The organism is Terrimonas pollutisoli (genome assembly GCF_029360765.1).
Taxonomy (GTDB): Bacteria; Bacteroidota; Bacteroidia; order Chitinophagales; family Chitinophagaceae; genus Terrimonas_B; species Terrimonas_B pollutisoli.
On record NZ_JARKNA010000001.1, the window covers coordinates 173,954 to 200,384 of the forward strand.

General features: G+C 40.6%; 26 protein-coding genes. 10 read left to right on the top strand and 16 right to left on the bottom strand.

From position 1 onward, the window contains the following. Positions 1–69 precede the first annotated feature (69 nt). The 4 genes from P2W73_RS00740 to P2W73_RS00755 form a co-directional block, all read right to left on the bottom strand. Positions 70–708, bottom strand: coding sequence for a ClpP family protease (locus P2W73_RS00740; protein ID WP_276500054.1), 639 nt, complete (start codon positions 706–708; stop codon positions 70–72). Positions 709–853: 145 nt separating this feature from the next. Beyond that, entirely contained in the window at positions 854–1,546 is a 693-nt protein-coding gene (locus P2W73_RS00745; RefSeq protein WP_338116855.1) for a ClpP family protease, read from the bottom strand. 238 nt (positions 1,547–1,784) lie between these two features. Continuing rightward, positions 1,785–2,948 carry a molecular chaperone DnaJ gene (gene dnaJ / locus P2W73_RS00750; RefSeq protein ID WP_276500055.1) on the bottom strand — a complete coding sequence of 388 codons (1,164 nt, stop codon included), beginning with the start codon at positions 2,946–2,948 and terminating at the stop codon, positions 1,785–1,787. Between the two features lie 83 nt (positions 2,949–3,031). Then, positions 3,032–3,604, bottom strand: coding sequence for a nucleotide exchange factor GrpE (locus tag P2W73_RS00755; RefSeq protein ID WP_276500056.1), 573 nt, complete (start codon positions 3,602–3,604; stop codon positions 3,032–3,034). Between the two features lie 159 nt (positions 3,605–3,763). Between P2W73_RS00755 and P2W73_RS00760 the strand changes: the two genes are divergently transcribed. After that, a complete protein-coding gene (locus P2W73_RS00760; RefSeq protein WP_276500057.1) occupies positions 3,764–4,936 on the top strand; it encodes a class I SAM-dependent rRNA methyltransferase in 1,173 nt (390 codons plus the stop codon). Positions 4,937–4,949: 13 nt separating this feature from the next. On the opposite strand, the gene P2W73_RS00765 is transcribed toward P2W73_RS00760, so the two are convergent. The 7 genes from P2W73_RS00765 to P2W73_RS00795 form a co-directional block, all read right to left on the bottom strand. Continuing rightward, positions 4,950–5,288 (bottom strand): T9SS type A sorting domain-containing protein, encoded by a 339-nt coding sequence (locus P2W73_RS00765; RefSeq protein ID WP_276500058.1) that lies wholly within the window; start codon positions 5,286–5,288, stop codon positions 4,950–4,952. 131 nt (positions 5,289–5,419) lie between these two features. Next, on the bottom strand, positions 5,420–5,890 hold the full coding sequence (locus P2W73_RS00770) for a redoxin domain-containing protein (protein WP_276500059.1): 471 nt from the start codon (positions 5,888–5,890) through the stop codon (positions 5,420–5,422). 68 nt (positions 5,891–5,958) lie between these two features. Further along, complete coding sequence (locus tag P2W73_RS00775; RefSeq protein ID WP_276500060.1) at positions 5,959–6,966, bottom strand: PorP/SprF family type IX secretion system membrane protein; 1,008 nt, start codon at positions 6,964–6,966, stop codon at positions 5,959–5,961. 13 nt (positions 6,967–6,979) lie between these two features. Further along, a complete protein-coding gene (locus P2W73_RS00780; protein WP_276500061.1) occupies positions 6,980–11,290 on the bottom strand; it encodes a PKD domain-containing protein in 4,311 nt (1,436 codons plus the stop codon). A 219-nt stretch (positions 11,291–11,509) separates the two neighbouring features. Then, positions 11,510–11,929 (bottom strand): hypothetical protein, encoded by a 420-nt coding sequence (locus P2W73_RS00785; RefSeq protein ID WP_276500062.1) that lies wholly within the window; start codon positions 11,927–11,929, stop codon positions 11,510–11,512. Positions 11,930–12,036: 107 nt separating this feature from the next. Next, entirely contained in the window at positions 12,037–12,657 is a 621-nt protein-coding gene (locus tag P2W73_RS00790; RefSeq protein ID WP_276500063.1) for a DinB family protein, read from the bottom strand. Positions 12,658–12,746: 89 nt separating this feature from the next. Next, positions 12,747–13,721 (bottom strand): YitT family protein, encoded by a 975-nt coding sequence (locus P2W73_RS00795; RefSeq protein ID WP_276500064.1) that lies wholly within the window; start codon positions 13,719–13,721, stop codon positions 12,747–12,749. A gap of 90 nt (positions 13,722–13,811) precedes the next feature. Between P2W73_RS00795 and P2W73_RS00800 the strand changes: the two genes are divergently transcribed. The 4 genes from P2W73_RS00800 (at position 13,812) to P2W73_RS00815 (ending at position 18,593) form a co-directional block, all read left to right on the top strand. Beyond that, a complete protein-coding gene (locus tag P2W73_RS00800) occupies positions 13,812–14,906 on the top strand; it encodes a Nif3-like dinuclear metal center hexameric protein (protein WP_276500065.1) in 1,095 nt (364 codons plus the stop codon). A gap of 23 nt (positions 14,907–14,929) precedes the next feature. Next, positions 14,930–15,685 (top strand): zinc ribbon domain-containing protein, encoded by a 756-nt coding sequence (locus P2W73_RS00805; protein WP_276500066.1) that lies wholly within the window; start codon positions 14,930–14,932, stop codon positions 15,683–15,685. Positions 15,686–15,810: 125 nt separating this feature from the next. Further along, on the top strand, positions 15,811–17,469 hold the full coding sequence (gene recN / locus P2W73_RS00810; protein ID WP_276500067.1) for a DNA repair protein RecN: 1,659 nt from the start codon (positions 15,811–15,813) through the stop codon (positions 17,467–17,469). A gap of 308 nt (positions 17,470–17,777) precedes the next feature. After that, positions 17,778–18,593: an enoyl-ACP reductase FabI gene (locus tag P2W73_RS00815; RefSeq protein ID WP_276500068.1), complete on the top strand. Its 816-nt coding sequence runs from the start codon at positions 17,778–17,780 to the stop codon at positions 18,591–18,593. 93 nt (positions 18,594–18,686) lie between these two features. On the opposite strand, the gene P2W73_RS00820 is transcribed toward P2W73_RS00815, so the two are convergent. Then, a complete protein-coding gene (locus P2W73_RS00820; protein ID WP_276500069.1) occupies positions 18,687–18,911 on the bottom strand; it encodes a DUF2795 domain-containing protein in 225 nt (74 codons plus the stop codon). 212 nt (positions 18,912–19,123) lie between these two features. Here P2W73_RS00820 and P2W73_RS00825 point away from each other — a divergent pair, with 212 nt between their 5' ends. Then, on the top strand, positions 19,124–19,795 hold the full coding sequence (locus P2W73_RS00825; RefSeq protein WP_276500070.1) for an ABC transporter ATP-binding protein: 672 nt from the start codon (positions 19,124–19,126) through the stop codon (positions 19,793–19,795). 92 nt (positions 19,796–19,887) lie between these two features. On the opposite strand, the gene P2W73_RS00830 is transcribed toward P2W73_RS00825, so the two are convergent. Genes P2W73_RS00830 through gatC form a run of 3 tightly spaced genes read right to left on the bottom strand, consistent with a single transcriptional unit; the run spans position 19,888 to position 21,559 of the window. After that, on the bottom strand, positions 19,888–20,448 hold the full coding sequence (locus P2W73_RS00830; RefSeq protein ID WP_276500071.1) for a cob(I)yrinic acid a,c-diamide adenosyltransferase: 561 nt from the start codon (positions 20,446–20,448) through the stop codon (positions 19,888–19,890). A gap of 47 nt (positions 20,449–20,495) precedes the next feature. Beyond that, positions 20,496–21,212, bottom strand: a complete 717-nt coding sequence (locus P2W73_RS00835) for an ABC transporter ATP-binding protein (protein ID WP_276500072.1) — start codon at positions 21,210–21,212, stop codon at positions 20,496–20,498. A 56-nt stretch (positions 21,213–21,268) separates the two neighbouring features. After that, positions 21,269–21,559: an Asp-tRNA(Asn)/Glu-tRNA(Gln) amidotransferase subunit GatC gene (gene gatC / locus P2W73_RS00840; RefSeq protein WP_276500727.1), complete on the bottom strand. Its 291-nt coding sequence runs from the start codon at positions 21,557–21,559 to the stop codon at positions 21,269–21,271. A gap of 123 nt (positions 21,560–21,682) precedes the next feature. Between gatC and trpS the strand changes: the two genes are divergently transcribed. The 3 genes from trpS (at position 21,683) to P2W73_RS00855 (ending at position 24,143) form a co-directional block, all read left to right on the top strand. After that, positions 21,683–22,687, top strand: a complete 1,005-nt coding sequence (trpS, locus tag P2W73_RS00845; RefSeq protein WP_276500073.1) for a tryptophan--tRNA ligase — start codon at positions 21,683–21,685, stop codon at positions 22,685–22,687. Positions 22,688–22,798: 111 nt separating this feature from the next. Further along, entirely contained in the window at positions 22,799–23,434 is a 636-nt protein-coding gene (locus tag P2W73_RS00850) for a deoxynucleoside kinase (protein WP_276500074.1), read from the top strand. A gap of 79 nt (positions 23,435–23,513) precedes the next feature. Further along, on the top strand, positions 23,514–24,143 hold the full coding sequence (locus P2W73_RS00855) for a hypothetical protein (protein ID WP_276500075.1): 630 nt from the start codon (positions 23,514–23,516) through the stop codon (positions 24,141–24,143). Between the two features lie 58 nt (positions 24,144–24,201). Here the strand turns inward: P2W73_RS00855 and P2W73_RS00860 are convergent, their stop codons facing one another. Further along, a complete protein-coding gene (locus P2W73_RS00860; protein ID WP_276500076.1) occupies positions 24,202–24,711 on the bottom strand; it encodes a DUF922 domain-containing protein in 510 nt (169 codons plus the stop codon). 206 nt (positions 24,712–24,917) lie between these two features. On the opposite strand from P2W73_RS00860, the gene P2W73_RS00865 reads away from it, so the two are divergent. Continuing rightward, the gene (locus tag P2W73_RS00865) at positions 24,918–26,381 is read left to right on the top strand and encodes an RHS repeat domain-containing protein (RefSeq protein WP_276500077.1); all 1,464 of its coding nucleotides are present in this window, start codon (positions 24,918–24,920) and stop codon (positions 26,379–26,381) included. Positions 26,382–26,431 lie beyond the last annotated feature (50 nt).

The following is a 26,431-nucleotide window of genomic DNA, read 5'->3' on the forward strand; positions in this document are numbered from 1 at the left end:
ATAGAAAACCGTCCTGATAAAGACGATTTTCTATTAATTCGGATATCTATAATCCTGATTGGTAGCGTATTACAACTTGGTAATAACCTTATCTACAATACCGTACTTCATTGCCTCTTCCGCATTCATCCAATAATCCCGGTCGAAGTCGATCAAAATTTGTTCAACTGTTTTACCGCAATTCTCGGCCAATATTTTCGCTCCCATATCTTTTACCCGTTTCGTCTGGCGGGCTTGTATTTCAAGATCCGTACTTACTCCCCTGATAAATCCTCCCAATGATGGTTGGTGAATCATCACTTCGCCACTTGGGTAAATAAAGCGCTTACCCTTTTTACCGCCGCTTAACAATATGCTTCCCATCGAAGCTGCCAATCCCATACAGATGGTGCTCACCGGGCTTTTTACCATTTGCATTGTATCATACATCACCATACCGCTGGTAACCACACCGCCGGGGCTATTGATATAAAATTTGATTTCTTCACCAGGCTTGTCAGCGTCCAGTAAAAGCATTTTGCTGACTACATCCCGTGCACTTTTATCATCTACCACGCCCCATAGGTAGATACTTCGGCTTTCAAAAAAATATTTTTCCAGCTTTTTACTGAACATCATGAGGTCAGATTTCGGGGTCTCTTCCTTTTCATCTTCATCAGGTTCCTCTTCTGCTCTCCAATCGTTGTATAAAAAATGGTTGCGATTCATATCTCGAAATAATTTGTAGTTTATGATTTATTTTTTTATTGGCTTCAGTTGTATGATCAACGTTGCTGCATCACACATTTCATCGTCATTTCACTAATTGCCTTTCCTCACGATCAATTAAAATCCTGTCAATCGTGGTTCCATCTTAATCTTTCTTGTCTTTACGGTGATTCACCAATAATACTTCATCAACGAGACCATACTCTTTTGCTTCTATCGAGGTCATCCATTTATCCCGGTCAAAATCTTTTTCAATTTGCTCAACAGTTTTTCCGGTATGATGGTTTACCACCGCGTATAATTCATTTTTTAATTTCCTGATCTCATTCACTGTAATTTCTATATCACTGGCCTGTCCGCCGATTGCTCCGCTCGGTTGGTGCATCATGATGCGTGAGTGTTTTAAGGCGGCTCTTTTTCCTTTGGTACCGGCGCCTAATAACACGCAAGCCATCGATGCTGCCATGCCAATGCAGATGGTGGCCACGTCAGGGCTCACGTATTGCATCGTGTCATATACACCGAGTCCGGCATATACACTACCGCCCGGACTGTTAATGTACATATTGATGTCTCTTGCCCTATCAGATGAATCCAGGAATAATAATTGGGCAGTTATGATATTAGCAACCTCATCATTAACGGGGTAACCCAGAAATATGATCCTGTCCATCATAAGGCGGCTATAAACATCCATCACAGCTACATTCATCGGACGCTCTTCAATGATATTGGGCGTCATGCCAGTAACAAGATGTGATGCATAGCTATGTAATGTGTTGCTGGAAAGACCGCGGTGCTTGACCGCATATTTTTCAAACTCTGAATTATAATTCATAGATATTTTTTGTTTGCAGGTGAAAACGAAGTTCACGGGTGCCGGAATCTTCGCTAAGATAGGTTAAGTCATCAAATATCCGTCCAAATGATAAAACAGCAAAACGGGGTGACAGTATAGCAGGAACAGTTGGTTTTTAAAGCCTTCCGTTTTGCCGTCACATTGGCGAAATGACAGATGTGCGAAATAAAAAAAGCCTACCAGGATGCAGGTAAGCTTTACTCAATTAAAAAATTATTTATGAAAACATCTCCCTTATTTTATCAAAGAAGCCCTTTTCGCTTTTATCAGGTTGTGGTTTGAAATTGGGAGATTCACTCATTTTTTCCAGTGCTGCTTTTTCTTCAGCAGATACATGCTGAGGTGTCCATACGTTCACATGAATAAGCTGATCACCTTTTTCGTATGAATTGACAGCAGGAAATCCCTTTCCCTTTAGCCTGAAAATTTTTCCGCTCTGTGTTCCGGCAGGAATTTTAATTTTTGCACGGCCGTCAATAGTCGGAACCTCCACTTGTATACCTGCTACCGCATCGGGGAAGGAGATATAAAGATCATAAGCGACGTTCAATCCATCCCTTTGTAATTCTTTGTGCGGTTCTTCCTCAATAAGGATAATAAGGTCACCATTCGTGCCACCTCTTTCCCCTGCATTACCTTTCCCCGTTACATTTAATTGCATTCCTTCCTGCACACCAGCTGGTATATCGATGCTTACGGTCTCTTCGCCATAGACACGACCCTCACCTTTACAGTTTCCGCATTTGGCGGTAATCGTTGACCCTTCACCATTGCAGGAGGGGCAGGTAGTCACTGTTTGCATTTGGCCAAGGAAAGTATTTTGCACTTTTCTTACCTGGCCACTGCCACCACAAGTCTTACACGTTTGTATACTACCCCTATCTTTTGCACCGCTACCATTACAAGTGGTGCACTGAACATATTTCTTTACCTTGATATTCTTCTTAACACCTTTGGCTATTTCTTCATAAGTGAGTTTTAATTTAACCCGAAGATTGCTGCCTCTTATTCCCTGGCTACGCTGGCCACCACGGGCTCTGTGTCCGCCGCCAAAAAAGTTGCCGAACACATCGTCTCCGAAAATGTCTCCGAATTGGCTGAAGATATCATCCATGTTCATGCCACCGCTAAATCCACCGGGCCCTCTGCCATTACCACTTACGCCGGCATGGCCATATCGATCATACTGTGACTTCTTGTCTGCATCACTTAATATTTCGTAAGCTTCCGCGGCTTCTTTGAACTTCTCTTCCGCGGCTTTGTCGCCGGGATTGCGGTCAGGATGGTACTGCATGGCGACCTTGCGGTATGCTTTCTTTATTTCATCTGCAGCGGCCCCTTTTCCAACACCTAATACTTCGTAATAATCTCTTTTTGACATATGAATAAGCGATGAGCTTTACACTACGAGTTGAGTAAATTCCATAAACCGGCTCGTAGTACGCGGCCTATGGCTCAAAGCTTTTATTTTCCTACCACCACCTTTGCGTGCCGAATAATCTTATCGTTGAGATAATAGCCTTTCACAACTTCATCTACCACCTTACCTTTTAGTTCTTCTGAAGGAGCTGGTATTTCGGTGATTGCTTCATGCAGGTCGGCATTAAAATCTTTGCCTTTTGTTTCCATGGCTTTTAGCCCCCTGGATTGCAATTTGCTTTTAAGTTTATTGAAGATCAGGCTAACACCTTCTTTTATTTGTTGGCTATCTTCAGTGCTTTCCATCTGTTGCTGAGCCCGGTCACAATCATCCAGCACGTCCAGCATTTCAGCGATCACATCCTTACCGGCTGTTTGAATCAGCTCAATTCTTTCTTTAGCGTTTCTTCTCTTAAAATTGTCAAATTCAGCAGCTAAACGCAGATACTTATCTTTAGCTTCTTTAAGTTCTTCTTTGGTTTTTTCCAAAAGCGACTCTTCCGCAACCGGTTCGTTCAGATGAGTCGAACCACTTAATGAGTCGTCTGAATTGATATCCACTCCCACACTATTTTCCGGGGTTTCATTGATTTTTTCTTTCACGTCTTTTTCTGCCATTTTTTACAAATTGTTTGCAAAGGTAAGCCTGTCAAGAATATTGCCAAGAGGCAGTTTTGGACAAAATGACCTGATAAGAGCCTGCCGGGCAAGGATTGGTGACAATAAAGCCCTTACGTGATGATCGCTTGGGCTTGTTTTGTACCTTGCAGCCCCATTATGAACAAGGTCTACCTGAAAAGAAAAATTGCACAGCGGATCGCCAATGGCCATCCGTGGATATTTAACAACGAAGTTGAAACGATTGAGGGTGAAATAGAAGGAGGCGAAACAGTTGAAGTATTTACCTATGACAAAAAATTTGTCGGCAAAGGCTACATTAACCCTAAATCGCAGATAATCGTTCGTCTTTTAACAAGGCAAAAAAACGATGAGATTAATGATGCTTTTTTTCTAAACCGGATTCGTGAATGCTGGGATTATCGCCAAAAGTTGGGTTATACAGAAAACTGCAGGCTTGTTTTCGGGGAAGCTGATTCACTACCGCAATTGATTATTGATAAGTTCAATGACTATTTTGTTATACAGACACTTGCCTTAGGTATTGACAAATGGAAACCGGCGATTGTCGCCGCTTTAAATCAGCTATTTAAACCAAAAGGTATTTATGAAAGAAATGATGTGCCGGTCAGGGAACTCGAAGGCTTGTCTCAACAAAAAGGTTTTTTGTCCGAACCATTTGATACCAAAATAATCATCAATGAAAATGGTTTGAAATTTCATGTTGACATAGAAAATGGACAAAAAACAGGTTATTTTTTAGATCAAAGAGATAACCGAAGGGCTATTCAACATATTGTAAATGGAGCCGAAGTATTAGGCGCTTTTACTTATACAGGAACATTTGAGATACATGCCGGATACTACGGGGCCAAGTCGGTGTTAGGATTGGATATTTCAGAAAATGCTGTACAGCAGGCCAATCGAAATGCGAAACTGAATGGATTGGAAAATATATGCAGGTTTGAAGCAGCCAATGCTTTCGATGTTTTAAAGCAATGGTCAAAAGAGGGAAAACAATTCGATGTTGTGATGCTTGACCCGCCAGCTTTTACAAAAAGCAGGGAGACGATTCAAAAGGCCATCACGGGTTATAAAGAAATCAATCTTAGGGGAATGAAATTGGTACGACCAGGCGGTTTTTTAGTAACCTCCTCTTGCACGAATCTTGTTAACCCGGAATTGTTCCTGCAGATAATTGATATGGCAGCAAAAGATGCAAGAAGAAAAATAAGGCAGGTAACTTTCCAGGCACAAGCGTCAGATCATCCTATTATCTGGGGTATGGATAATACGCAATACCTTAAATTCCTCATTATACAAGTCAGCTAAAAAGAAATGCAAATTATTTAGACACCTGGAATTTTCCTGTGTCGATTACCTTCCCGCTTTGATCCGTGAGGTGATAAATATAAGTACCGCGGCTAAAATCAGTAAGAGATAAAATTGTTTTTTCACTTACCGATTGTTTCTCCGACATTTTTTTGCCCATAAAATTGAAAACGGTAATCGTTAGGCCCTTTTGATAATTTTTTTGAATATCGAAGGTAATGTAGGCTGTAGCGGGGTTAGGATAAAGGCTCAGTTTTTTCACGCCATCGGGCAACGGATTGCGGGAATCCTGGGCCGTAGAAGCGATGACTGAAAACAATAAAAGAAATAGTATAGGTAAAATTCTTTTCAATGAAACAAATTTACTTTTATTTTTCAATAATATACCGTTTTCCTGAGATGTGCAACGTAAATTTCCGATAAATTTTTACTACTTCATTTTCAGTGTCTTAATGAAATGTATCTCAGGGTTTTAGTTTAGGTTTAATTTATTGAAGCCAGTATTTTTTGGATCTCAGCATAATCGGGCTCCTCGCTGGAATTTTCCAAGACCTCAGCATACCTCGCAATACCCGTTTTGTCTATAATAAAAGCCGATCTTTTCGACACTCCATGCATGTCCAATATCCAGGTATCATAAAGACATCCATATAAAGCTGATACCACTTTATTAAAATCACTCAGTAGCGTAAAGCTATACTCCTGTACTTCCTTGTATTTAGCTAATGTAAAAACCGAATCTACTGAGATGCCCAGTACCGTGGCACTTGCATTCTGATACATCCCAATATTATCCCGAACAGAGCAAAGCTCCTTTGTACAGACACGACTAAATGCCTGCGGAAAGAAGAGCAGCAAAATATTTTTTCCTTTAAAATCTGAAAGGGAAATCTTCGTTCTTGTGGTATCATACAATGTAAAGGCTGGCGCCAATTGTCCAACTTCAATTGCCATATCTATAGTTTTTTATAAAACTAAACTTGTATGAAAACCTGGCAAAAATAAAAGAGGAAGTCAAAAGATCAGAATCGCGGACATTTTACAGCATTTAAACTTGAATTATCACGATCGAGAAAGCCGATATAGGAAACAGATAATTCAAATCCACCACGTCCATTACTGTAAGGTTTCAATTTTGATATGTTTACATCATAGCTCAATGCAAAAGCAAATGGTGCATAATCAAGTTTGACTACAGGTATTAAAGCGTCATCCCACCTGATAAAAGATCCTGCATGTATTGTATACTTTGGATTATCCAACTCGGGTCCAATTTTCAACCCATATAGCGCACCAACAACTGCTTCTTTGTAATTTTCCTGGATTGAATAATCAGCAAGAATAGACACATAAGCGTATTCGGACACTCCAAAACGAAATCCCGCTGACCCTGTCCATTTAGGATTTAGTTTAACGGAAGGATCCCTGAAAAAAGTATTTTTAGGTTTTGTGAAATGATGGTACGCTACGCCTATATAGAAATTATCGTCAGGCTTCTTATTGAGGTTTGAATTATAACTTAATCCTACACTGCCATCGAGGTATGTGTATCTTGGAATAGCTGTAGGTTCGCCATTTGGATCATCTGTAATGACTTTAGATTGGTCAAAATGCCTGTTGACAACACCGCCCATAAAACCTAACGAAAGGTAACGGTTACTTTCATCATCGCTTAGTGATTTGTGATAATTTACTACCGGCAAAATACTTGTTTGAGTTAATGCAGCAGTGCCGGCCCGGTCAAATAATACCTGGCCACCGACAGTTATAAAATCATCAGCTTTTCCTATTGGTAATTTATATTCACCATTTAGAGATCCTGTTTTGTAGCCATCCGTCACGCTGCCCCATTGTTCCCGGTAAACCATTTGTACACGAATGTCCCCGGTGTATATTCCGGCCAATGCCGGGTTTCTTAAAAGTGGTGTTTCAAAAAACTGTGAAAAGTGAATGTCCTGGGCATGCACGATGGCTTTCAAACTGACAAATAAGATTGTCAATACCATTTTGCTATTTATTATCCTTTTCATCATCACAGTATTTCTATCTTAAAAGGGTTACGTTTCCTTTCACAGGTATAACGGTATTGTTATCGCAAAGAATTTCCATTGTATAGATATAAGCGTCCGGGCTGGCAGGTTTTCCATCATACATACCATTCCAACCAGCCGACGGATCGTTGGGCGCAAAATCTTTCTTTTCAAAGACTACCTGTCCCCAACGGTTAAATATTCTCATTGATTTTATCCTGAATAATCCGGTCCCCTTGGGATAAAAAACTTCGTTTCGTCCATCGCCGTTGGGTGAAAAAGTATTAGGGATAAAAAAGTTTTGATTATTGCAGACTACTACAACTGTTACATCACCCGAATTTTTACAACCATAGCTATCCTCGATTTGTACAGTGTATTTTGTGGACCACCTGGGATTGGCATACGGAGACGGGCAATCAGTACAGCTTAAGTTCGTGGCTGGCATCCAGTTGTAGGAAGTAATGTTTCCTGTGTAATTCATTAGAATATTTGCACCAGAACCAACTATTATGGTAGTGGGTTCCTGTACGGGAATAGCAGTAGGTAATGGAGCAACATAGATATTCTTTGTTGCAGTTGAACTGCAGCCAATTTTATTGGATGTCACCAACTGAATGGGAAAACTGCCCGAAGCGTTATATATAACGCTATTATTTTGCTGAGATGAACTTTGCCCGTTGCCAAAATTCCATTGCCACTTGGTAAGTGTATCCGCAGTTGTTAATACACCATTAATTGGTTCAGCTATATTAAGGCATATCGTATCCCTGCTTTGAATAGTGGCAGTGGGAGTTCTATAAACAAATACTGTATCTGAAAAAGACTTGGTACAATTGTTTTGAGTGGTAACAGTAAGTGTGACAACATAAGTACCAGGTTGAGTAAAATTGTGCGATGGCTCCAGATCAGTAGAAGTGGTATTATCTCCAAAAGTCCATACTGTTGAGATGATAGGATCGTTTTTGGTGGTGAAATTTTTGAAATTCACGACACCCTGGTCACAAAACTCCTTTTTATCTTTTCCAAATAGTGGAATAGCACCGAGGATATCAATTCTTTGACGTCCATTTATTACAACCCTGCAACCGGAAATTGTATCAATAATTTCTATCCTGGGACGGTTAAAGCTTGGTCGTGAGTAAAAATGACTCAATGTTGTTGCACCGGAAGAATCAGCTGCACCATCTCCGAAATAGAAAATAAATTTAAATGAAGGCGGTACTACCAGGTTAAAATCTACATTCAACGAGTTACAGGTGGGCGGCACCAGTCCATAATTAATTTTGGTAAATGCTTCAGGATCGTAAAGGGATACAGAAGCCTGAGCTGAGTCTACACATCCTCCCGGACCAGTCAAATAAAGCTTAGGTGTGTAGTGTCCATAGTCGCCATAAAAATAACTTGGATTCTGTAAAGTACTGCTGCCCCCATCTCCAAAAACCCAACGGAACGACTTGTAATCGGAACCCTTAAAAGTAAAAGTAGTTCGCAACGGAGGACAAATAGTTGTTGTATCCTGTATGTCAAAAGCTGCCTTCGGGCTCCTGATTTTTATGTAGTCGTTTTTTGTAATCGAATCTTCACAACCTGAGATGTCAGTAATCTTCAACTTGACTGAATATACTGCATCCCCGGCAGGATAACTGTGTCTTGGATTTTGCAAATTGGAGGTACTTCCATCACCAAATTCCCATAAATATTTTAGTCCGGCACCTGAAGAAGTATCTGCAAATTGAAGTGGCGATTGTGGACAATAAAAGGTGTCAGCCCGAAAACCTACCTGTGGATTTGTAATAAGCAGATTGCCCGGAAGCCTATATCTGTCTGTGCATCCGTTGGCATCGGTCACTACCAAGGTAACTGGAAATCTGCCAGCCTTTGTATAGACATGTGTGAACGGAGGTGCATTAAATGTTTGCACTGGTGTGCTGTCACCAAAATTCCATTCCCATTTTACAATTGCTGCAGAAGCAGGAGCCGGAGTGGAAAGATCATTAAATGTAACCGCCTTATTCAAACATCCGCCCGTAGTTGCAGGCTCAAATCTTGCACTCGGACCATAGACAGTTATATAATTTGCAACAGTTTTAGTATTTGTGCATCCGTTTATGTCAGTAATTGTTAAGCTTACATCGTAAGTTCCATTGGTTGATAGTCGATCTCTCACCGAACGATCGGTCTCAGCAAGTATAGTTGAACCCACTGTCCATTCATAATTCGTGATATTGTTTGCATTATTGTTTATGGAACTTAGCGTAAACACAGAGTTTTTACAAACAGGATTTTCATTTATCGTAAAATCTGCCTTTTCATCAACAAGGGTAACAGGCTTTGTTACTGTATGTGTACAAGTACCATTCGTAATTGTTAACGTTACATTATATGTTCCCGGCCCGGGATAAGTAAAGAGCGGTGGTGTTGCAACAGTAAATTGGGTATTGGCAGGATCTCCCATTTGCCATAAATACGTTAAAGGACTAACGGCAGCGTCAACGGAACTGGTATTATTGAAGCTCACAGACCGATTTGCGCAGTTTACTGAGTATTCAAACTTAGCAATTGGTGGACGAATGGTTACTGTTGAGGCGTACGATGTAGGACAACCATTGTTTGAGACAGTCAGGGTAACCGTTAGGATACCTGTTTCCTTAAACAAATGCGTAGTGTTTTGACCACTACCTGTCGTCCCATCACCGAAATCCCAATTCCATTCAACATCGGCGCCAGGAGAAGTAATCGCCTGACCAGAAAAAGATATAGTTTCGCTGGCACATGCATTAGTGGGGTTTGCTGTATAAGTGATTGCCTGTGCCGGTGTTCCCGCAACGACGGTGTTTGGCACCGTTACCGTTTTTGCGCAGCCGCTTACTGTTGTTATCGTGAGTGAAACAGTATATTTTCCTTCGGTCGGGTAGCTGTGTGGCGGAGGAGATTTTACATTGGATGTGGTACCATCACCAAAATCCCACAAATAAGTGGCTATCGAATCTAAGGTTTGTATTGTCGCCTTCGGAGTATAAGTAAAAGGTATACATCCGCTGGCACGATTAATTGAAACGGTTGTTTCCTGGATCTTAATCAAATCTGTTTTAGTAATAGTGCTGGCGCAATCAGCCGAAGTGCCTGCAGTTAAAGTAACAGTATAATTTCCCAAACTGTTATATTGATGAGTCGGATTTTGCAGTGAGGAGGTGGTCCCATCGCCAAAATCCCATAACCAGGAAGTAGCGCCGGGTGTCATGTCAGTGAATTGAACATTAAATGGCGCCTGGCAGGATGCACTATCATTTGCGGTAAAATTCACGACAGGCTTGTTTATTACCGTCACAGTTTTTGTGATAGAGTCAGTACAACTGCTATAGTTGTTGATCAATTTGACGTTATAAGTTCCTGCAGTTAAAAAGGTTTTAATAGGATTTATTTGAGCCGACATTGTTCCATCGCCAAAATTCCACGAGGATGTCGCCGGCGCTGCGGAAGAATTATTCTGAAATGTTACCGGTTGTTCCAGGCAAATCGTTGAAGGGCTGGAAAAATCCGTATTGGTTTGCGTAATGGTAACATCTTTCTGTATTGACCCCGAGCAGCCCAAATCACTTCTTGCATTCAGGCGAACATTGTAGGTACCGGGAGCATTATAAATTGTTGTCGGGTTTTTTACAGTTGACGTTTGGCCATTCCCGAAATTCCAGGTATAAGTAATGTTACCAGGCCCGCTGGATTGGTTTTGAAAATTAATGGCAAAAGGTGCTTTACAAGAACTTGGATCAGAAAAATTAAAATTTGTTTCCACGCCATCTACCACTCTTATGTATCGACCTCTTGAAATTCTGCGTTCGCAACCATTGCTGCTGATTACCTTTAAGGTTACGGTGTAAAAGCCGGTAGTGGCATACGTATGTGAAGGATTTTGTTGTGAGGAAGTACCACCATCTCCAAATTCCCATTCCCAGGAGGCGATCGTTCCAACAGGAGAAGATGAAAGATCGGTAAACCGAACAGTAGCTGGCACACAAGCCAGCCGTATATTGGCGTCAAAGTCTGCAATGGGCGAAGGATAGACTGTTATATAGTCGATTTTCTCGATTTGGTCTATCCCGTTCGCATTTCGTACTACCAACTTCACGGAGTAAGTGCCAGGAGTTGCAAAAGAAACAGTGGGATTTTGCGCATTGGATAATGTTCCATTGCTGAATTCCCAATTCCATTCGGTGGGACTGCCACTTGATTGATCGGTAAATTTTACAGCCAAGGGAGCACAACCAGATGTAGTGTTGGCAGTAAAATTAGCAACAGGATTTTGTCCAAAAGCATGGGGCATTCCGGAGATAGCAAATATGAAAACAACTAGCGTTTTCCTGAGAGTATTGTAAAATTGAGTTTTCAGTACGTTTGGTTTTATTTGCTACCTAAGAACGGCCTTAGCCGGAAAAAATTATTCAGGGAAAAACGAAAATAAAATATCTTTTCTAAGTGATCGGGTTTTCCGCAGGAATTATAGATTAAATGTGTTAATTACTCTGGTCATAAGTGGTGGCGCTTATAACTTTTCTAATCGCAAAGACTTGGTTTCCGTGGTGGTGTTTTGAGATGCTACTACATAAGTCCAACTATTGTTATCTACATGCCAGGCGCCATTGAGTAAACTAAGTGGGGGAACGGAATTGGAAAAATTCGCCGTGATTGTCATCGTTGTGGCATCTCCGTCCCATGTCCCCGTTTTTTCGACCACTCCGTCTTTTATCGCATCGACGGTTCTGTTGCTGTAATATTGAAATTTGTAACCTGTGAAATCCGAAGTGATAACTGCTCCGTCCTTTTTGAAACTCGTAATTACCCATTGCCCATCCGTCATTGCGGAAATGACAGCATTTTCCTTGATCTTATCAACCGTTTTTTTACAGCCAACGGTCATCAGAAAGAATAATAAAGCGGGAATGGGGAAAATGATCTTTCTCATAGGTTAAGTTGTGTCGCCAATTTAAGGTTATCCTTCGAAATATACAATAGTAGTTTAACCTGATTTTGAGTTGATTTAAGCCAAAGCAATTAAAACCTGAAAAAGAATCAATTAGCCGGGAAACCAGGCTGGTTCATCATGGCATTGATTTTTTGAAAGTACCGATCTGTATTGCTTTGAATAAAAATGATCAATTGATAGTTGTCGAGCCAGCCAAATGGAAGATGTGTAAAATGATTTCGAATGTCACTTGTGGTCGTTCTCAGGTATTTAAGCCGCTTGGTCCGTGAAAATTTAAAGGCTGAAGCCGCCTTGTCCATTGATTCCCAGGTATTTGATAACGGGCTTATTATAAATGCATTGTTGTTTTCGGGATTTTCGCAAGCATATCGCTGAATTGCTTCATCACTCAAAATAACTTCAGCACGTCTTTCCGGCGCAACAGGCAAAGCCATGGATGCATCAAATTTTTTCCATAAATATTCTTCTGTCGAAACTAATCGATAAAAACACTCCTTTATGCTTAATTGATCAGCGGTCTTTTTATAATTAAGCTGCTCAGGCGATAGTCCCTTAATGGTTTTTAAAAGTTCGGTTCTGGTGTCCTTGAAATTAGTGATAACAAATTTTCTTTCCTGGGAAGTAAGAGTGTTGTTTTTTAAAGTTCCTGCGAAGCCTGTAACTACTAAAAGTGTAAGTAGAATGCGGCCTTTGGTTCTTTTTAGCATCGTTGTTTATTAAATGAATAAAACGGCGGCTATTAACTTCAGAATCAAAAACGAAAGTAAAGTTAAGTATCCTGAGATTTCTAGCGTCGTTATTCTTTTAGTGGTCTTTTTTTTACCATTCCTCCTTTAGTGTCGCGAATGCTTTGCATGACGATAAAAGCGTTAGGGTCGATTTTTTCTATTTCATTCGTAAGCCGGCTTATTTCTAGCCTGGTGACCACTGTGAAAAGAATATCGGTGGCTACAAAGTTTTCACCTCTCTTGCCAAAGCCTCTTCTGCCTGAATAAATAGTAAGACCCCGCCCCATTCCTTGCTTGATAAATTCTGCTATTTCATCACTTCTGTTTGAGATGATAGTTACCCCGGTAAATTCTTCAACTCCTTCCAACACAAAGTCAACTGTTTTTGATGCGGCCAAATAAGTAAGCATGGCATACATCGCTATTTCAACAGAAAGAAGATAAGCCGCTGCAGAAAAGATAAGGATATTAAAAACAAGTATGAAATCACCAACACTCAGGCTCTGTTTGCGGCTAAAAAAAATAGCCAGGATCTCTGTGCCATCAATCACAGCCCCGCCGCGGATAGTAAAACCAATACCGGCCCCCAAAAAAAATCCACCAAATACCGCCACTAATAATTTGTCATCTGTCACCATGGGATAAGGAATGACTACAACAGCCAATGCCAGCAAAGTGATAGCAACAACACTTTTTAAGCTGAACCCTTTACTGATTTGTTTCCACCCCAATAAAATGAAGGGTAAATTAAAGATGATGATCAATGCCGCGAAAGGAAGTCCTGTTTTTGCATTTACCAGAAGTGATATACCCGTTACTCCACCATCGATAAAGTTATTAGGCATTAAAAAGCTTTTTAATCCAAAGCCGGCAGATAGTACACCCAACGCCACCAAAACTGCACTACGGATGTAATCTTTTATGGTCCTCTGCACCCGCCAGGAATGCTTGGCCTTTTGATAACGGCTTACTGGCTGGAATTCAGTTTTGCCCAGCGCAACTTCTACTTTTTCCCGAAGATTACTGAGAATGCGGTTAGTCATCTTTCCAAAGTTAGTTGAAAGAAATTTTATTAGTGTAGCTCACATTTGTTCAAATGGTTAACTTGCTGTACTCTTTTTAAAAATGATTATATGCTGATAGCCGAACTAATTTCTTTTTTGGAATCAATAGCTAATCGGTCTCTCCAGGAAAGTTATGATAATGCGGGTCTCATTACGGGCGATCCGGGATGGGAGTGCAGTGGGGTTATTTGTTGCCTGGACTCTACGGAAGAAGTAATCGACGAAGCAATTAAAAAAAAATGCAACCTCGTAATTGCACATCACCCTATAATTTTCAAGGGGCTTAAAAAGATCAATGGGAGAAGTTATGTTGAAAGAACAGTTATAAAAGCTATAAAAAATGATATTGCCATTTATGCCATTCATACTAACCTCGACAATATACTTGGAGGTGTAAGTGGCGAGATGGCAAAAATGTTGGGCTTGCAAAATGTCTCCATTCTTGCTCCCAAAGAGAGTAGTTTAAAAAAGCTATTTGTTTTTGTACCCGTTGAAAAAGCGGAGCAGGTTCGGAATGCTATTTTTGATGCCGGTGGGGGACAAATTGGAAATTACAGCGAGTGCAGTTTTAACGCAGAAGGTTGGGGCACATTTAAAGCAGGACCGGGTACAAACCCATTTGTCGGCAAAATTTCAGAACAACACCAGGAAAAGGAGTTAAAAATTGAAGTGATTTTTCCAACCTATTTGGAAGCGAAGATTGTCGGGGCTATGAAATCTGCACATCCCTACGAGGAAGTGGCTTATGATATAGTTGAGTTGGTAAATGTTCATCCAAAAACTGGTTCAGGTGTAATCGGGGAACTTCAATCGCCCATGGATGAGATCAATTTTTTAAAACATTTAAAATCAGTTTTTAAGTTGCCATTGATCCGGCACACAAATCTCAGGGGCAAACCAATAAGCAAAGTAGCGGTCTGTGGGGGGGCAGGCAGTTTTTTGATTTTCAATGCGTTAAGTTTAAAAGCGGATATTTACATTACCGGAGATATCAAATACCACGAATTTTTCGATGCAAATGGCCAAATGATTATCGCCGACATCGGCCATTACGAAAGCGAACAGTTTACCATTAACTTATTGCAGGAAATTTTGGTAGAAAAATTCCCTACCTTTGCCGTCCTTAAAACAGAAGTGATAACCAATCCGGTTTATTACTTCTGAAGCCTTAAACTTCAAATAAAACAATGGCAAACGTTAAAGAATTTTCTGTTGAAGAAAAGTTGACTTCCTTAGTTACTCTCCAAAAGATAGAAAGCAAGATGGATGAAATCCGGATTTTGAAAGGTGAGCTGCCTATGGAGGTAGCTGATCTGGAAGATGAAATCCAGGGATTGCATTCACGTCAAACACGTATTGAAGAAGAGATCAACGGCGTGACTGATTTTATTCAGCAACGAAAGGATGCTATTAAAGAAGCTGAAGCGTTGGTAAAAAAATACGAGAAACAAAGCGATAATGTAAAAAACAACCGTGAGTTTGAAGCCATTAACAAAGAGATGGAGATGCAGCAGTTGGAAATTAAACTCGCCGAAAAGCATATTAAAGACGCCACTGAAGAAATAGCTGAGAAAGCTGTTTTATTGGAAAGGGCGAAGAAGAATATTGGTAATAAGGAGGCAACGCTATCCAACAAAAAAGGTGAACTGGAAAAAATCATCGCGGCTAATGAGAAGGAAGAAAAGCACTTTGCTAAATTGGCTGAAGATGCAAGACAGCATGTTGACGCCCGTTTATTAGCCAGCTATGAAAAAATTCGTAAGAGCTATCGTAATGGTTTAGCAGTGGTACCAGTTGAAAGAGATGCCTGCGGTGGTTGCTTTTATTCAATTCCTCCACAAAAGCAAAGTGAAATCAAACAGCATAAAAAAGTGATGGTGTGTGAGAACTGCGGCCGTATCCTGGTAGACGAAGAGTTAAGTAATAACGTAGAAATAAAATAATTTTTTTCTTTTTTTTATTTTCCCCGTCCTGCTTTGGCAAGGCGGGGTTTTTTATTGGGTTATATTTTTGCCTTTAGTTAATTTGCTCATTTGTTGAGAAAATTTTCCTAATTCATTCCATATTCATGCTGCAGAGATTGACGATAAATAACTATGCGATTATCGAAAAGCTGGAAATTGAGTATTCAAAGAAATTGAATATCATCACCGGTGAAACGGGTGCGGGTAAGTCAATCATTGTCGGGGCTTTGGGTTTAATTCTTGGAGAAAGAGCCGATTCCGCTGTGTTGGTAAACAAAGAAAAAAAATGTGTAGTCGAAGGAGTTTTTTATCCTGACAATAAAAACATGATAAAAAGTTTCCTGAGGGAGAATGGACTGGATGTTGAAGAAGAGTTGGTGCTTCGCCGGGAAATTGGTACCAATGGAAAATCCAGAGCTTTTGTCAATGATACCCCGGTTAATCTTTCTCAACTGCAGCAACTGAGTTCTTTACTGGTGGATCTTCATCAGCAATTTGATACGTTAGAAATAGGAGAGAGCGATTTTCAAAGAGAGGTAATAGATGCGTTGGCTGGCAATTCGGATTTACTAACTAATTACCAATCGTTATTTCACCAATGGCAGCTGGTGAATAATGAAGCCGAAGAATTAAAAAAGCAAAAACTGCAGTTCGATAAAGAAGCTGACTATAACCAGTTTCAGTACAAAGAGCTGGAGGAAATTGGATTCAAAGAAAATGAATTGGAAAATATTGATGCAGAATTAAAGATGCTGAGTCATGCCGAAGGCATTAAAGGAGCCTTAAACAAAGTTTATTTTAATCTGGAAGAGAGTGAAAACCCTGTTGTGCCCCAGATAAAGAGTTTGTTTAATCAACTTAACGCTTACCAGTCATTCCATCCCGATCTGCCTGCACTGGTACAACGATTACAATCATCACAAATAGAGTTGCAGGACATTGCTGATGAGGTAAGCCGCATCAGCGATCATATTAATTACGATCCTGAAAAAATTGAACAATTAAATGAACGGCTTTCTACCGGCTATAAACTTTTTAAAAAGCACGGTGTACAAACTACGAATGAACTGCTCCACATTCAAAAGGGTTTGGAAGAGAAGTTGAAAGCTGTATTGAATATTGATGAAGCCATCCAGCAAAAAGAAAAGGAAAGTCAACGATTAAAAGATGAAGCAATAAAGCAAGCAACGAAAATTTCTGATGTGCGTAAACAACAGGTAAAGCCATTAGAAGAAAAAGTGAACAAGTTGCTGTCACAGGTGGGCATGCCGAACGCAAAATTGAAAGTTGATTGCAAAAGAGAAGATCGCCTGAATCAATATGGAATGGATGTTATCGAATTTTTATTTGATGCCAATAAGAGCGGGCAGTTTCAGCCTGTCCGTAAAGTAGCCAGCGGAGGCGAGCTTAGCCGGCTAATGCTTTGTATAAAATCATTGGTAGCGCAATCGATCGATCTTCCGACAATGATCTTCGACGAAATCGATACCGGCATTTCAGGCGAGGCCGCAAAACAGGTGGGGATTATTTTGAAAGACCTGGCGGCAAAAAGACAGATTATCTGCATCACTCATCAGCCGCAAATTGCAGGCAGGGCTGATGCACATTTCTTTGTTTACAAAGAAATAATAAAGGACGTAGTGAAAACAAATATCCGCCAGTTAGCTGCGGAGGAAAGAATTACCGCGATAGCTAAAATGTTAAGTGGTGAGAAGCCTACGGCAGCTGCGTTGGAAAATGCAAGAGAAATGCTGGCGAATTGAAAAGCGAGACCATAAGGTTTAATTTTTTAAAGAAACCATGCCAGCTGTCTTCAAACTTATATTATTTCTCATCATAGTTGGAATGATGTTGATTTCAGGGTATTACTCCTTCATTTTTTTGAATAGAAAAATTAATGAAAGTAACACGGGCTGGGAAATAACCGGATATTCCGTTCTATTATTTGTAATAAACCTACTGTTATTCTTTGGGGGATTGTTGCTGCTGATCCGGATCTATGCATTTCTTGTAAATGTTGAGTAACCATTTATCGCTATTTTTACCCGCAAATTTTATTAAATCAATTACTATGGCATATAACTTACTTAAAGGGAAAAGAGGAATTATCACCGGGGCATTAGATGCAAATTCTATTGCCTGGAAAGTGGCTGAAAAGGCACACGAGGAAGGAGCAACTTTTGTTTTAACCAATGCACCTATCGCCATGCGTATGGGTGAAATAAAAAAACTGGCTGAAGCAACAGGTTCAGAAATCGTTCCCGCCGACGCAACGAATGTTGAAGAGTTAACAACGCTATTCACAAAATCACAGGAAATACTGGGCGGAAAAATTGATTTTGTATTGCACTCAATCGGGATGAGTGTGAACATCCGGAAAAATATTCCTTATACCGAGTCCAATTATGAGTATTTTATGAAAGGCATTGATGTATCTGCCATGTCTTTTCATAAGATGTTAAGTGTGGCAAGAAAGCTGGATGCAATCAATGAATGGGGTAGTGTAGTCGCACTTACTTACATGGCCGCGCAACGTACCTATCCCTTTTATACAGACATGGCTGATATCAAAGCTATGCTGGAGTCAATTGCCCGCAGCTTTGGCTATCACTATGGCGTGGAGAAGAAAGTTCGCATTAACACCGTTTCCCAGTCGCCGACAAAGACAACTGCCGGAACAGGGATAAAAGGATTTGGTGATTTTTATGATTATGCCAACGCCATCGCTCCATTGGGCAATGCCACGGCAGAAGACTGCGCCAATTATTGCATCACCCTATTTTCCGATCTTACCAAAATGGTGACCATGCAAAACCTGTTTCATGACGGAGGTTATTCAACTACAGGTGTCAGTACTGAAGTAATGCAGAAATTGGGCGTAGAATAAATACAACGAGCGGAAATAACAAAAGCCTCCATATTGGTTGGAGGCTTCATTATTATTAGAGTTTACCAGTACTCCCCTTTAGGGGATGGGGGGTTAATATTCGTCTTCGTTAAACAAGAAATCTTCTTGTGTCGGGTAGTCAGGCCAGATGTCTTCAATAGTTTCATACACGTCCTGACCTTCATCTTCCAGTTCCTGCAGATTCTCCACCACTTCAAGTGGAGCACCTGAACGGATCGAATAATCAATCAATTCGTCTTTGGTAGCAGGCCAGGGTGCGTCTTCCAGGTAGGAGGCCAATTCTAATGTCCAAAACATATTTCGAAGGGTTTATTTGGTTAATAGCTGAATTTCAGGATAAGTTATTACCCCATTTTTTCGCAAATGTAACGGTATTAACGAATTTTCCAAATCCTTAGTTGTACAGCAGGTGTTGAATAATTTCCTAAAGTTCAGCGCTGCTTTCAGACTTGTTTTGCCCGTCGGGGTGATTTTATGGATATTTGATTAATTTAAAAGGATTTAACACCATGATCTCGGGGAAAAATATTCATAAAAAGTATGATACAGTAGAGGTATTGAAGGGGGTAGATATGGACATTCAAAAGGGAGAAGTGGTAAGTATAGTAGGGCCGTCCGGATCTGGTAAAAGTACATTACTGCATATTCTGGGTACTCTCGATAATGCCGATAGCGGAACGGTAACTATGAACAATGTTCCTATAAACTCTTTGAACGGTAAGAAATTGGCTGCTTTCAGAAATAAGCACATTGGCTTTGTTTTCCAATTTCACCACCTGTTGCCTGAATTTACTGCCCTTGAAAACGTGTGTATTCCCGGATGGCTGGCTGGTAGAAAAAGGAGTGAAGTAAAGGAAGAAGCCGTGAACTTATTGACGATGCTGGGACTTTCTCACCGGATGGAAAATAAGCCCAACCAGCTATCGGGTGGAGAGCAACAAAGGGTGGCTGTAGCAAGAGCTTTGATCAACAAGCCGGATATTGTGATGGCAGACGAACCTACCGGCAATCTTGATTCTGTCAATGCAAAAGAACTTCATCAATTGTTCTTTGATTTGCGGGATAAATTTAACCAGACATTCCTGATCGTTACGCACAATGAAGAACTGGCTCAGTTAAGCGACCGGGTATTGCATATGAAGGATGGGAAAATAGTGCCCCCATCCCCTGAAGGGGGGTAATAGAACCTTATCTAAAAATTGCAGGATCCTATTTTTTGATGCGGGAATATTTCATTTAGGAAAAATTCTAAACATTCCTTGAAAGACAGGGGCTAGACTCTCGGCTTCCAGGGAATATCAGCGATGTTTAGCGAATGGCTGGTATATCTCGCCAGCACAAATAAATAATCACTCAACCTGTTGAAATATTTCGGTATTATTGGTTCCACTTCATTTTTCTCTATTTCCAACCTTACACAGCAACGTTCCGCCCTGCGGCAAATACAACGGGCAATATGCAAGTGTGAAATAGTAGGGTGCCCGCCGGGTAAAATAAAGGATTTCATAGCCGGGAGTATCTCATTCATCGCATCCATCTCTTTCTCTAATAGCGAAACATCTTCTTCCTTCAGATCAGGAATTTTCATTTTGGTTTCCTTTTCCGGATCACAAGCCAGGGCTGAACCAATGGTGAACAACCGATCCTGGATTTCCTGCAGTATTGTTATACCGTTTTTGTCGGTCAAAAGATCTTTGCATAAGCCAATATACGAGTTGAGTTCATCCACGGTTCCGTAGGCTTCAATCCGGAGATGCGCTTTGGAGACTTTTGTTCCGCCGATTAGCGATGTAGTGCCCTTATCACCCGTTTTAGTATAGATTTTAGAAGACATTATGTTCAGGTTGGATATCTTTCCTGTTCAAATTTTTAATAAGATGTTTAAGCAATGACTTTTACAAGGTCCCCTTTAGGGGATTTAGGGGTATCGCTTTCAATGATGCCATCCCGTAGCCTGACAATCCTCAGTGCATGATTGGCGATATCTTCCTCGTGGGTTACCAATACAACGGTATTACCGCGGCCATGTATGTCACCAAAAATATCCATGATTTCGTATGAGGTCTTGGTGTCTAAATTTCCGGTGGGCTCATCTGCTAAAATGATGGCAGGATCGTTAACCAATGCACGGGCAATGGCTACCCGTTGTGACTGGCCCCCGCTCAATTCGTTGGGCCTATGGTGACTTCGGTCGGAAAGATTGACCATGTCCAGTACATGCATTGCTTTTTCATTGCGCTGCTTCTTATTCATCCCCGCATATACCAGCGGCAGTGCAACATTTTCCAATGCGGTGAGACGGGGCAACAAATTGAATTGCTGAAAAACGAACCCAATTTCTTTATTCCGGACTTCGGCCAGTGAATTGTCCAGCATTTTGCTTACATCCTGGTCGTTCAATATATATTTTCCCGAAGTAGGGGTATCAAGACACCCGAGTATGTTCATCAACGTGCTCTTACCCGATCCCGATGGGCCCATCAATGCGACGTATTCGTTTTTATAAATCTCCAGTGAAACGCCTTTTAAAACTTCAAGAACATTTTTGCCCATGTAATAGTTCTTGCGGATGTGTTCCAGGTGAATAATTGAGCTCATAGTTAAAGTCTGAGGGCTGAAGCCGAAGGTTGGAAATCCGGGTTTCGGTTCGGGCCTTATTTTTTTATTACTTTAGGGACCTTGAAAAACTTCTCGTCATGGGAAGGCGCATTTTTTAACGCTTCGTCACGGCTCACCGACCCTTTCACTTCGTCATCCCGTAATACGTTTACTTCTTCACTCATGTGTAACATGGGCTTCACATTTTCCAGGTCCAATTCATTCAGCTTTTCTACAAAAACGATCATCCGCTGCAGATCGTTCTTAATCTCTTGCTTTTCAGCATCATTGAATTTCAACCGGGCAAGATTTGCCAGCTTTTCCACTAATGCATCATTTACTTCCATCAAACAAATATAGTTTGCAAATCGCAATAGGCAATTTGCAATGAACAATTGACAATTGAAAAAATACCGGTAACAGGGAACAGGAAACCGGCAACTTCCCACTTTTCTTATCTTCGCCGCCCTATGGCTAAGCAGAAAGAAAAAGTAATGAGTGGCATTCGCCCCACAGGTTTCTTACACCTGGGAAATTATTTTGGGGCATTAAGCAACTATGTGAAAATGCAGGAGGATTATGAATGTTATTTCATGGTGGCGGATTGGCACTCTTTAACTACTCACCCCGATACCAAAGAACTGCGGAGCAGTGTTTTGAGGGTATTGGCGGAGAATATTGCTTCGGGACTGAATCCGGAAAAAGCGGCTTTATACCTGCAAAGCAGTGTACCGGAAATAGCAGAATTGTATATGCTGCTGAATATGCTGGCTTATAAAGGGGAATTAGAAAAGACGCCGACATTTAAAGATAAAGTGAGATTGCAGCCGCAGAATGTCAATGCCGGTCTGCTGACCTACCCGGTTTTAATGGCCGCCGATATTCTTATTCATCGGGCCAAATATGTTCCTGTTGGAAAAGACCAGGAGCAACATTTGGAAATTGCCCGCAATTTTGTTCAACGTTTCAACAGGCGTTATACCGAAGTATTTCCGGAACCGGTAGCGTTTAATTTCGGTGCAAATTTGCTGAAAGTGCCCAGCCTTGACGGGGCAGGGAAGATGAGTAAAAGTGAAAATCAAATGGCTACTTTATACCTGGCCGATAGCGATGACCTGATCAGGAAAAAAGTAATGAAAGCCAAAACAGATAGCGGTCCTACCGAAATGAATTCAAAAAAACCGGACTATATCGAAAACATCTTTTTGCTGATGAAGCTGGTCAGCAATGAAGAAGTACTAAAGAAATTTGATAACGACTTTAATAACTGTACTATTCGCTACGGTGATATGAAAAAGCAACTGGCAGAAGATATGGTTAGGTTCATTGCCCCGATACGGGAAAAGGCAGAAAACATTTACCGGGATGAAAATTACCTAAAGCAGGTGGTGGAGATGGGTGCTGAAAAAGCCCGCAAGAGTGCACAAATCACCTTTCAACTGGTGAGAGAAGCCATGGGGATGAAATATTTTTAGACCCTATCCCCTAAAGGGGCAACGAAGATTTTCTTTTGAAAGAAGTGCGAAAAGATTTTATATATTCATTTATTTAAACAGAAAATTCTCCACCTGAGGGTGGAATAGGGCATGGCAAAATCAAAGAAACCAAAGCATATAGCAGTAGCGGGTAATATTGGGGCGGGAAAGACGACATTGACAGAAATGCTGAGCAAACATTATAAATGGATACCCAATTTTGAAGATGTTGATCATAATCCATACCTGATGGATTTTTATGAGGATATGCCCCGCTGGAGTTTTAATCTTCAAATCTATTTTTTGAATAGCCGGCTTCAACAATTAGTCGAAATTCAAAAAGGTACTGAGACCGTCATTCAGGATAGAACTATTTACGAGGATGCCAACATCTTTGCGCCTAATTTGCATGAGATGGGGTTGATGAGCAAACGTGATTTTGATAATTATTTCCATTTCTTTCAAACTTTGAAAACCCTGGTGCAACCACCAGACCTGATGATCTATCTTAATGCATCGGTGCCTACACTGGTGGGGCAGATCCAGAAGCGGGGGAGAGAATACGAGGAAAATATCCGGCTCGATTATCTCAAACGACTCAATGAATATTATAATAAATGGATTGACTCCTACAAAGAAGGTCAGCTGTTGATCATTGATGTTGATAAGAATAAATTTGCCGAGAAGGAGGAAGACCTTGGGGAGATCATTTCCAAAGTAGATGCGCAGCTCTACGGATTATTTTAACTGTTTCCAGACAAACTATCTGCTTTAAAGTAATAACTTGTGAGTGAGAAAAATTCACTTGTTCAAACAAAACAAGAATATGAAAGCGATAGTTTTATTTTCACTGGTTATGCTGGCTATTTCAGCAAGATCCCAATCTTTAAAAGAAGCTTTGTATGGGGGTAAATTAAAAGCCGATACAGGAGCTGTGATCAGGAAAGGTGATAGTTTGAAGATCCAGGAAAATATGGCCCAAAAGGTCGTTGAAGATTCTATAAAGAAAAGCACAGCCGACTCAATAAGAAAAGAAGCGATAGCTATACAAAAAGAAAAGGCCATCGCTGCTGGCCAGGATACAACGGCTATTGTATACGCAGATACCATCTCGGCCACGTCCCCGGAAATATCAGCTACAGAAAAAGCTCTTCCCAAAGACAATAATAAAATCTGGAAAGCCTATATCGATTCGCTTACTACGACCATAAAGTCAGAAGTGCTTAGTTCCGGTAAGATAAAAAAGGGAAATTATTTCGTACTGATAGATTATAAAATCAATCCTGATGGACAAATTTCCGTTACCAGTGTGACCTCAGATCCTCAAAACTCTTACTTAGAGCAAAATATCAAGGATAGGTTAACATTGGATGGTCCCCGTTTAAATCCTGTTATTGATGCTAATGGAAGAGCAAGGACAGTGAATAAAAAGCAGACGCTGAATTTTGTGAAATAAATTATTCCGGGAAACGATAGTGGATAAAATAGATAGCTTTCAAAGGCTATCTATTTTATTAATTGTAATTGGCGAAGTCTTTATAATCAAGAAGTGTCTGGTCAATCTTTTTTAACCATTCAGCCTGTTTCTCTTTTTTGATGCTATGATTGGTCTCTTTGTCGTATTCATTTTGCATGTTTTCCTTTTCCGTAGTTATATCATCATAGATATTTTTCAGGTCGGTTTTAAAACTATTTTTATTAAACCGGTATTCGCGCAATCGACGGTTTAATTTGCGGGCAAAAATTTCGGCAATATCAAAATGTCCCTGCTCATGCGCTAGTACATAATCAGTTTTATGCGAGCCCCAGGACCGGGTCTTTGAAAAGCTGCAGGTGATTTTGTAACCAAAGCCTTTGTTGTTAAAACTATATTCGATTCCGAGGTAGGTAGCCGTTGACGCCACAGCATCCGACTCAGGTTTGGGGCTACCCTTGTAATCGGCCCAGGTCAACTTCTTATTGGCACTCCAGCTAATCAGTTCTTCATCGTTGGATTGACCAATGGCTATAACAGAAACCAGCATTGAAAAAATAGTTAATAGATTTTTCAGCATAAGACCTAAAACGAGATCGGGAAGTGAAAAGTTGTACCTAAAACCTAAATAAGTTCATAAAAAAATCTTTTCAAAACTGGTGGCACACGAATGAAAGCAACGTGAATGATAAAAGAAGAGAAAATCATCTGACCAGGTTACGTGGTAAAATCGTTTTTTGATAATAGGAGAAACAAATGGCTCCATTGCTTCCGGTTCATCCCTGCGATTCCACAACTCACACAATCTCTCCTTTTACCCTTGCCTACGATGCCAGCGGTAACCGGATCACTAAAACAGTTAGTGGCAAAACTACCGTGTACGTACGTGATGCCAGTGGTAATGTGATGGCCATTTATGAAAAAGGAAACAGCGAAATTAACAATGGCAATCTTAGCCAGACCGAAGCCCACCTGTATGGCAGCAGCCGCCTGGGTATATATAACCTGAAGCGAAACATGGAAAATCCTGATGTAAATACAACAGGTATTTATAGTTTTGAAAGAGGTAATAAGCTCTTTGAATTAAGCAATCATTTAGGCAATGTATTGGTAACAATTACCGACAAAAAGAAAGCTGTTGACAGTGATGCCGATGGCGATATTGATTATTACGAGGCCGATGTAGTAAGTGCTAGTGATTATTTAGTCTTTGGAATGATAATGCCTGGACGCAATTATTCTTCTGGCTATAGGTATGGTTTTAACGGAAAGGAAAATGATAATGAAGTGAAAGGTGAGGGTAACCAGCAAGATTATGGACTGAGAATTTATGATCCGAGATTAGGGAAGTTTTTATCAGTCGATCCGATTACACGATCTTATCCCGAATTGACTCCATACCAGTTTGCGAGCAATTCTCCAATAGCTGGAGTTGATTTGGATGGGGCCGAATTTAGATTGAGTATATTGGATCCAAATGTTACAGAGAATTTCCTTTGGGCATTAAATGATGGAGATATTTATCGGGCAAGGAGAATTATTTTTGATGCTTTACACACAAAACTAACAAAGGATGTCATAAGAAACATAAACGATATCTCTACAACTACATATGATGATAAAACATTAAGCCCTCTTAGAAAAATAAATGTTATTGATGGGGCGAATCAGGCAATACTAGAATGGGAAAAAGATACTGAAGGCATGGAAGTTGAAATGAATCGTGGCCTTGGAAGACCTTATAACGCAAAAGCAGAAAGTGACTTTACGTTTATTTGGCTAGAGACAAAACCTTTTCCAGAAGGACCTCATAGTATGGAAGATAAGAATTACCCTGTTGATGTTAGAGCTTTCAATACGCCAGCGTATACTGACTACTATAAAGAGAATGATTTTCGGGGGTGGTATAGTACTGTTGACGTTAGTGTAGGGGGCGTAACGGGTTCAGGGTCCGTTTACGGCTATTTGAAAGGAAGTGGCTATGTTCAATATGCAGTTAATTCTGTTGGAGCGGCAGCTCCATTTGCTTATAATTTATCACGGATGGGGGGTAAAATATGGGGGAATGCTACGACTAAATCTGAATTTTATGATCCTAGTATTCTATCTGGTTGGGGTGCACAGTTAGGTGCGGGGGGGGGGCATATAGAGGAGCTGCAATTCAAGGAGGCGTATGGGGAAGTTTTAATACAAATGAGGCAGCTGGAGTTTTTAACTTAAAAAATGCCACCTTTTATGGTGGGTATGGGGGTATCGGTGTTAGCATTGAT

Bases quoted from the DNA above. Each gene is read 5' to 3' on its own strand.
- P2W73_RS00815 (WP_276500068.1), top strand. From the start codon at position 17,778: ATGGCATATAACTTACTTAAAGGGAAAAGAGGAATTATCACCGGGGCA.
- P2W73_RS00770 (WP_276500059.1), bottom strand. From the start codon at position 5,890: ATGGCAATTGAAGTTGGACAATTGGCGCCAGCCTTTACATTGTATGAT.
- P2W73_RS00855 (WP_276500075.1), top strand. From the start codon at position 23,514: ATGAAAGCGATAGTTTTATTTTCACTGGTTATGCTGGCTATTTCAGCA.
- P2W73_RS00825 (WP_276500070.1), top strand. From the start codon at position 19,124: ATGATCTCGGGGAAAAATATTCATAAAAAGTATGATACAGTAGAGGTA.
- P2W73_RS00780 (WP_276500061.1), bottom strand. From the start codon at position 11,290: ATGCCCCATGCTTTTGGACAAAATCCTGTTGCTAATTTTACTGCCAAC.
- P2W73_RS00800 (WP_276500065.1), top strand. From the start codon at position 13,812: ATGCTGATAGCCGAACTAATTTCTTTTTTGGAATCAATAGCTAATCGG.
- P2W73_RS00835 (WP_276500072.1), bottom strand. From the start codon at position 21,212: ATGAGCTCAATTATTCACCTGGAACACATCCGCAAGAACTATTACATG.
- P2W73_RS00775 (WP_276500060.1), bottom strand. From the start codon at position 6,966: ATGAAAAGGATAATAAATAGCAAAATGGTATTGACAATCTTATTTGTC.
- P2W73_RS00860 (WP_276500076.1), bottom strand. From the start codon at position 24,711: ATGCTGGTTTCTGTTATAGCCATTGGTCAATCCAACGATGAAGAACTG.
- P2W73_RS00820 (WP_276500069.1), bottom strand. From the start codon at position 18,911: ATGTTTTGGACATTAGAATTGGCCTCCTACCTGGAAGACGCACCCTGG.
- recN (WP_276500067.1), top strand. From the start codon at position 15,811: ATGCTGCAGAGATTGACGATAAATAACTATGCGATTATCGAAAAGCTG.
- P2W73_RS00755 (WP_276500056.1), bottom strand. From the start codon at position 3,604: ATGGCAGAAAAAGACGTGAAAGAAAAAATCAATGAAACCCCGGAAAAT.
- P2W73_RS00790 (WP_276500063.1), bottom strand. From the start codon at position 12,657: ATGCTAAAAAGAACCAAAGGCCGCATTCTACTTACACTTTTAGTAGTT.
- gatC (WP_276500727.1), bottom strand. From the start codon at position 21,559: ATGGAAGTAAATGATGCATTAGTGGAAAAGCTGGCAAATCTTGCCCGG.
- P2W73_RS00805 (WP_276500066.1), top strand. From the start codon at position 14,930: ATGGCAAACGTTAAAGAATTTTCTGTTGAAGAAAAGTTGACTTCCTTA.
- P2W73_RS00795 (WP_276500064.1), bottom strand. From the start codon at position 13,721: ATGACTAACCGCATTCTCAGTAATCTTCGGGAAAAAGTAGAAGTTGCG.
- P2W73_RS00865 (WP_276500077.1), top strand. From the start codon at position 24,918: ATGGCTCCATTGCTTCCGGTTCATCCCTGCGATTCCACAACTCACACA.
- P2W73_RS00785 (WP_276500062.1), bottom strand. From the start codon at position 11,929: ATGAGAAAGATCATTTTCCCCATTCCCGCTTTATTATTCTTTCTGATG.
- P2W73_RS00850 (WP_276500074.1), top strand. From the start codon at position 22,799: ATGGCAAAATCAAAGAAACCAAAGCATATAGCAGTAGCGGGTAATATT.
- P2W73_RS00745 (WP_338116855.1), bottom strand. From the start codon at position 1,546: ATGAATTATAATTCAGAGTTTGAAAAATATGCGGTCAAGCACCGCGGT.
- dnaJ (WP_276500055.1), bottom strand. From the start codon at position 2,948: ATGTCAAAAAGAGATTATTACGAAGTATTAGGTGTTGGAAAAGGGGCC.
- P2W73_RS00740 (WP_276500054.1), bottom strand. From the start codon at position 708: ATGAATCGCAACCATTTTTTATACAACGATTGGAGAGCAGAAGAGGAA.
- trpS (WP_276500073.1), top strand. From the start codon at position 21,683: ATGGCTAAGCAGAAAGAAAAAGTAATGAGTGGCATTCGCCCCACAGGT.
- P2W73_RS00830 (WP_276500071.1), bottom strand. From the start codon at position 20,448: ATGTCTTCTAAAATCTATACTAAAACGGGTGATAAGGGCACTACATCG.
- P2W73_RS00760 (WP_276500057.1), top strand. From the start codon at position 3,764: ATGAACAAGGTCTACCTGAAAAGAAAAATTGCACAGCGGATCGCCAAT.